Source organism: Methylobacterium sp. Leaf111 (assembly GCF_001423285.1).
In the GTDB taxonomy this organism is placed as follows: domain Bacteria; phylum Pseudomonadota; class Alphaproteobacteria; order Rhizobiales; family Beijerinckiaceae; genus Methylobacterium.
The window spans coordinates 1-4,640 of sequence record NZ_LMNE01000051.1 but is presented as its reverse complement, the minus strand read 5'-3'; the positions used below and the strand labels follow the sequence as shown (position 1 = coordinate 4,640).

Annotated in this window: 8 protein-coding genes; 5 read left to right on the top strand and 3 right to left on the bottom strand. The window is 62.7% G+C overall.

The genetic code is table 11. The features are described from left to right. Positions 1–28: 28 nt before the first annotated feature. Positions 29–899 (bottom strand): IS5 family transposase gene (locus tag ASF41_RS25230; protein WP_280138157.1). Its coding sequence is split into 2 segments (ribosomal slippage): positions 29–541 and positions 543–899, totalling 870 coding nucleotides; the frame shifts between segments, so codons are not numbered across the junction. Positions 900–1,394: 495 nt separating this feature from the next. Here ASF41_RS25230 and ASF41_RS24270 point away from each other — a divergent pair. Then, positions 1,395–1,748 carry a hypothetical protein gene (locus ASF41_RS24270; RefSeq protein ID WP_200941296.1) on the top strand — a complete coding sequence of 118 codons (354 nt, stop codon included), beginning with the start codon at positions 1,395–1,397 and terminating at the stop codon, positions 1,746–1,748. A gap of 46 nt (positions 1,749–1,794) precedes the next feature. Here the strand turns inward: ASF41_RS24270 and ASF41_RS19270 are convergent, their stop codons facing one another. Further along, on the bottom strand, positions 1,795–2,400 hold the full coding sequence (locus tag ASF41_RS19270) for a plasmid pRiA4b ORF-3 family protein (RefSeq protein WP_056496150.1): 606 nt from the start codon (positions 2,398–2,400) through the stop codon (positions 1,795–1,797). A 203-nt stretch (positions 2,401–2,603) separates the two neighbouring features. Between ASF41_RS19270 and ASF41_RS19265 the strand changes: the two genes are divergently transcribed. From ASF41_RS19265 to ASF41_RS26265, 3 genes are all read left to right on the top strand, one after another. Next, entirely contained in the window at positions 2,604–2,792 is a 189-nt protein-coding gene (locus ASF41_RS19265; protein ID WP_056496147.1) for a hypothetical protein, read from the top strand. A 108-nt stretch (positions 2,793–2,900) separates the two neighbouring features. After that, on the top strand, positions 2,901–3,146 hold the full coding sequence (locus tag ASF41_RS19260) for a hypothetical protein (RefSeq protein WP_156653395.1): 246 nt from the start codon (positions 2,901–2,903) through the stop codon (positions 3,144–3,146). Between the two features lie 104 nt (positions 3,147–3,250). Next, complete coding sequence (locus ASF41_RS26265; RefSeq protein WP_056496141.1) at positions 3,251–3,481, top strand: hypothetical protein; 231 nt, start codon at positions 3,251–3,253, stop codon at positions 3,479–3,481. A gap of 356 nt (positions 3,482–3,837) precedes the next feature. Here the strand turns inward: ASF41_RS26265 and ASF41_RS19250 are convergent, their stop codons facing one another. Beyond that, positions 3,838–4,104: a hypothetical protein gene (locus ASF41_RS19250; RefSeq protein ID WP_056496138.1), complete on the bottom strand. Its 267-nt coding sequence runs from the start codon at positions 4,102–4,104 to the stop codon at positions 3,838–3,840. 143 nt (positions 4,105–4,247) lie between these two features. On the opposite strand from ASF41_RS19250, the gene ASF41_RS26480 reads away from it, so the two are divergent. Then, positions 4,248–4,382: a hypothetical protein gene (locus ASF41_RS26480; protein ID WP_280138156.1), complete on the top strand. Its 135-nt coding sequence runs from the start codon at positions 4,248–4,250 to the stop codon at positions 4,380–4,382. The last annotated feature ends 258 nt before the right edge of the window (positions 4,383–4,640 follow it).

Below are 4,640 nucleotides of genomic sequence, written 5' to 3'. Positions count from 1 at the left end.
TGTCTGCTTCATCTTCGCTCCTCAGGGGCTACGATGAACCAGCCATCCTCCGTTCGTGAAGACCCTCAATCTGTCCCACAGGTGCTGACGTCGGACACATGGCGAGGTAGTTGGCCGCCCGCTTCTCGTAGCGGGTCGCGATGCGGCGATACTGCTTGAGCCGACCAATCAGCCGCTCGACCTTGTTGCGCTCACGATACGCGGCCCTGTCGAAGTCGGGCTGACGCGGCTGGTCCCTGCGGGTCGGAATGACCGGCTCGATCCGGCGCTGCCTCAGGCGACGACGGGCTGATGGACTGGAGTAGCCTCGGTCTCCGGCTGTCCTGCGGGGCCGCAGACGCGGCCGGCCCCGCCCTCGACGTGGCACCGGCCCCTTGTCCATCAGCGCATCCAGCGCGAGCTGCTCGTGGCGCTCGCCGGCCGTCAGCACCGCCGCCATCGGCTTGCCGCCCCCCTCGGCGCGCAGGTGCAGCTTGGTCGAGAACCCGCCCTGGCTGCGCCCGAGCGCTTCTCCAATCCCCTCGACCGTGCCCTCACCCCCCGATGGCGCCGGACCGGCGTGCACCGGCGGCGTGCTGGTGGGCGCGCACCACCGTGGCGTCCACGAAGTGCAGGTCCCAGTCAAGGTCGCCCCTGGCATCGGCCTGAGCCTGCAAGCGCCGCAGTACCCGGTCGAACACGCCGGCCTGCCGCCAGCGGTAGAACCGGCTCGACACGGTCCCGACAGGACCGTAGCGCGCCGGCAGATCCGCCCAGGGCGCTCCCGTGCGCAAGATCCAGAGCATGCCGTTCAGGACTTGGCGGTGATCCTCGGCAGGCCGGCCCGTGCGCGGCTTCTGCGGAGGCAGCAGCGGGGCGATCTGCTCCCACTGTGCATCGGTCAGTTCGTAGCGTCGCATCCCGTCCACATGGGGGCAATCACCCCATCTGTGAACCCTTTGCAGAGACGCCCTAGCCAGAACCAAAGCTTGGGCTCCTCGCGCTCACGACGGCACCGAATGTGATCAGCATCCAAAAGGGACCCACTCACTCCCTTTTGGATCAAGCGCTTAACACGTCAATCGGCATCCAAATCGCACTCTGGATCACAACGTGAGGGGGCTGAACGTCACGTGCATCGCGGTAACCGGAGGTGCAAAGCACTGTTCCAGGCCGCTTCCCGATGGTTGACTTTCTAACACTTAGAGGACGGGATTTGATGCAACTGTGACTGAAAGGTCCTGTCGCCACGTTGCGTGCCTGACCGTCCCCGCTTCTCAATAGGGCCCCCAGTTTATTGTCTGATTTCAAACCAGAGGGGCTGGAAGCAAAAAACGGGAGACCGCAATTAACCCTTCATAATGCGCCCCACAAAGGCATGTGCCTGATGAGCTTTCCGAGCCGGGAGCAATACCATGGCACCCTCAAACCAGCTCCCGAGCGCTTACAACCTGTTCACAAGTCGGCGAGAAGCTGGTGTGTGCTGTGCTGTTCGGCAAGACAGGGCTGAACCGAGCTTCCTTGCTGATGGAACATGGGAGTTCCAAGGCTGCATTACGGATGCGGCGCAGGCTCCGGCAGACCTAAACTTGCGCGTGGCCAGCGCAAGCATCAATCGTATCGGCTATCACCTATTCGTCGAGCTTCGCACGACTTCCCTGAGCCGTTCGCATGTTCAAGTGCCCGAGCGCATTATCACAGTTGGAGAGATCATCCCTTACGTCGTGATCCTGTATGGGCTCACGATAGTGATTGCGCTCTTGGCCTGAGTTCGGCGCTGAAGCTCAAGCTTGCCCGCACGGTGTGGGCTTATCCTCAATGACGGCGCCCCTTAGAGAATGCAGCTCGTCCGATGGCTCGGCGTTGGGTAAGCTTGCTCATGGCAGCTTCGATGGCCTCTCGATCCATCGCCGCAGGGTCGAAGGGGCCACCGTACCATTCCAGCGTCGCCTTCTTCTCGCGGTGCCGAGGCTTGGTCATAGCCTCAACGAACTCTTCAAAGCCCCACGTACCCCCTACGTCCTCGGGAGGTGCCCTTCGCTCGCCTGCTACGAGGCGCGGATAGGCCACGGCTGGGTCCGCCTCCGTGACCTCTTCGACGGTCACCGTGTGCTGCCAGTTGTCCCCGAAATCGTAAGTGTAGACGAACTCGGTCGCTCCCCGCTCAAGGATCAGCCCGAGCTTCGTTGACTTCGCGTCGCGGGTCTCGGGGCCATCGAACTTAGGGGCAGGGATGGCGTAGCGCCGCTCACCCACACGGAAGTCGAACAGGTGGTAGTCCTCAAACGGCATCGCCGCTTGGATGACCTCATGTAGGCCCTTGAGGCTGGTCGTAAGCGGCACCTCGACAGTTCGCCAGATGGGCGGCTCCGTGTCGTTGAGGGTGATGCGCAGGCGCGCGATGCGGTCCACGTAGCTCATGCTGAGGAGCTAACCAGGGGAGGGCACAGGGACGCAAGGCTCCTTAGGGGTGTGCCAAAGGCCGGTAACCCTAGCTCGCGATAACAATCCACGCTGCAACTGCCGCAACGGTTTCTTCTCGCAATGCGTTCATTCTGCCCTTCCCGGGGCTACCCACTGGCACTGCCGGGGCAGACGTCATGTTGGCGAGCGAAGTCCCGGCCATGAAGGCGAACCACCCTAAGCTGCCCTCGGGCTGGCTTGCGTTGCGGACCAAGCTTGCTGCGGCTGTGGATGCCTTGCAGCGGCTGCCCGTCCCTCTGTTCCTTGCGCTCAGCCTTGCTGCTACGCTAGCGTGGGTAGTTTTTCTCTGCTGGGCTGCATTCAACATTGTGCTGCTGCTGATGGGCTAAGTTTTTGCAGTGCAGAGCTAATACCGCAGAGCACAAATATGCCTATTATTGGAACTTGTGCTTATGAGATACGTAGGTAGTCTGGACGGCCCTACCTTCGGTGACGCCATGCTGTACCTTTGTTTCGCCCTTCTCGGAGCCGCTGCCGGCCGAACTTTTAAGGTGCGGGGTCTGCTGGTTCTCGTGTCTGTCCTGGCTGTTGCCATTGGGCTGGAGGGCGCCCTCAGCCATCGGCCATTTCTGTCCGTTCTTCTGGGCACCGTGCTGATGTTGGTGACTGTTGAAGTCTCCTACCTCGCTGCGGCCCTGCTCGGAAACGAGAAGGCTCGGGCGCTCAGCTATTGGAAGATTTGAGGTAGGGCGGGCTGCCCAAACATTCCTTCCTCCCTTGACCGAACCCGTCGGCTTGTGGCTCGTTCCCCTTCCGTTCTCACTGCGGATCGAAGGGGCATAATCGCGTGGCACTGAGAGACGAGACCCAGCCACCTGCCTCCTCCTGTCCCATAGAGGCTATCGCCCAAGCCTACCTTGTGACCACGGCGGGCAACGAAGGGCAGGCGCTCCGCATCGCCATCACAGATGCCCTAGCGGACCTCATGGTAGCCGACAGGCGGGCACGGGCACACAGCCGGCTCATCTCGCGGGGCTACGTGCGCGGTGGCCTGGACGGTGCCGCCGAGGAGGCCTAATGCCGTCCCGAACCTCGCGGCCTACCCGTATGTCGTGGTCCGCGTGGCTTGCACCATGTGCCCACACCGAACGGGCAGCTACCGGCTCGCGAGGCTGGCCGCGCGGTTTGGCCCCGAGACGCCGCTGGAGGAGGTCCTTAAGCTCATCGCCATGGACTGCCCGCATCGGGAGCACCCGGGGCGGCGGAAGGGGAACCAGTACGTACCCCGCTGCCATGCCCACTTCCCGGACCTAGAGCGAGCACCCATACCGCCAGATTTGCCGCCGGGCTTGATGGGGCTTCGAGTTATCCAGCGCGGGAGACGGTGAGGAGACCGGCTTACAGGTCCCATGAGTAGGATAGTAGGTGCCCAGGTCACTGCCGAGGCGCCGGACTGGGGGCAGGCGTAGCGGAATCGTTCGGCTGCGATGCTGGAGCCCTGGGCGCCTGTGAGGTGGGGTTGGAAGGCGCCTGTTGCTGCGAAGTTTGAGGCTGCGCGCCCTGGTCCTCCGCGATGGCTTGGTTGGCCTTGTTCTGGAGACCATCAGCAGTCTGCTGGGTGATGAGCCCGTAGGACACCGCGATTGCCAACGCGATGGCGATAACCGCCCCGAGTATCGTCCTCTTGAGCTTGTCCGTCATCGGTGCAGCCTTTCGGGTTAGCTCTGAGCCCAGAGGTCCGGGTGTCGCTCGGAGGGCAGGCGAACATTGCGGATCAAACCCAACTAGGCCGCGAGGTGGGAAGTTGCGAGGCTACCCCGAGCGGGAGCCGGAAAGGCACACCCATGTGGAAGCTGAAGTCCGTCATCACCGAGAAGGCCAAGTCTGTTCGTGGAGAGGCCATCCGCCGCTTCGACGTATACGAGGAGCTGACGCGGCCCGCTCCGGTTCCCGTGGTTGTGCAGCGGTGGAACAAATAAATGTTGCGGAGCCCGTGCCACATTCCGGGGACCACGCTTGGACTGAGCCGGCCGTCAGGACGCGGCTATACCCCGGCCGAAATGGAGAAGATCAACTCCAACATCGACGCCGAGGCGGCCAAGAGCACCTTCAATCCCCTTGCAGGTATCGTAAGCGGTGTCTGGAGCCGCCCTTCCCGGGTTGATTGCGATGGGGGATTCTGACGGTCCCGGGTTCGGATCGTTTTATGTCTATGCTTGAGGATATGGTCGAGCCGC

What these genes read in the sequence shown, in the direction of transcription:
- ASF41_RS24270 (WP_200941296.1), top strand. Translation starts at nt 1,395, where the DNA reads ATGGCACCCTCAAACCAGCTCCCGAGCGCTTACAACCTGTTCACAAGT.
- ASF41_RS19270 (WP_056496150.1), bottom strand. Translation starts at nt 2,400, where the DNA reads ATGAGCTACGTGGACCGCATCGCGCGCCTGCGCATCACCCTCAACGAC.
- ASF41_RS19265 (WP_056496147.1), top strand. Translation starts at nt 2,604, where the DNA reads ATGAAGGCGAACCACCCTAAGCTGCCCTCGGGCTGGCTTGCGTTGCGG.
- ASF41_RS19260 (WP_156653395.1), top strand. Translation starts at nt 2,901, where the DNA reads ATGCTGTACCTTTGTTTCGCCCTTCTCGGAGCCGCTGCCGGCCGAACT.
- ASF41_RS19250 (WP_056496138.1), bottom strand. Translation starts at nt 4,104, where the DNA reads ATGACGGACAAGCTCAAGAGGACGATACTCGGGGCGGTTATCGCCATC.
- ASF41_RS26480 (WP_280138156.1), top strand. Translation starts at nt 4,248, where the DNA reads ATGTGGAAGCTGAAGTCCGTCATCACCGAGAAGGCCAAGTCTGTTCGT.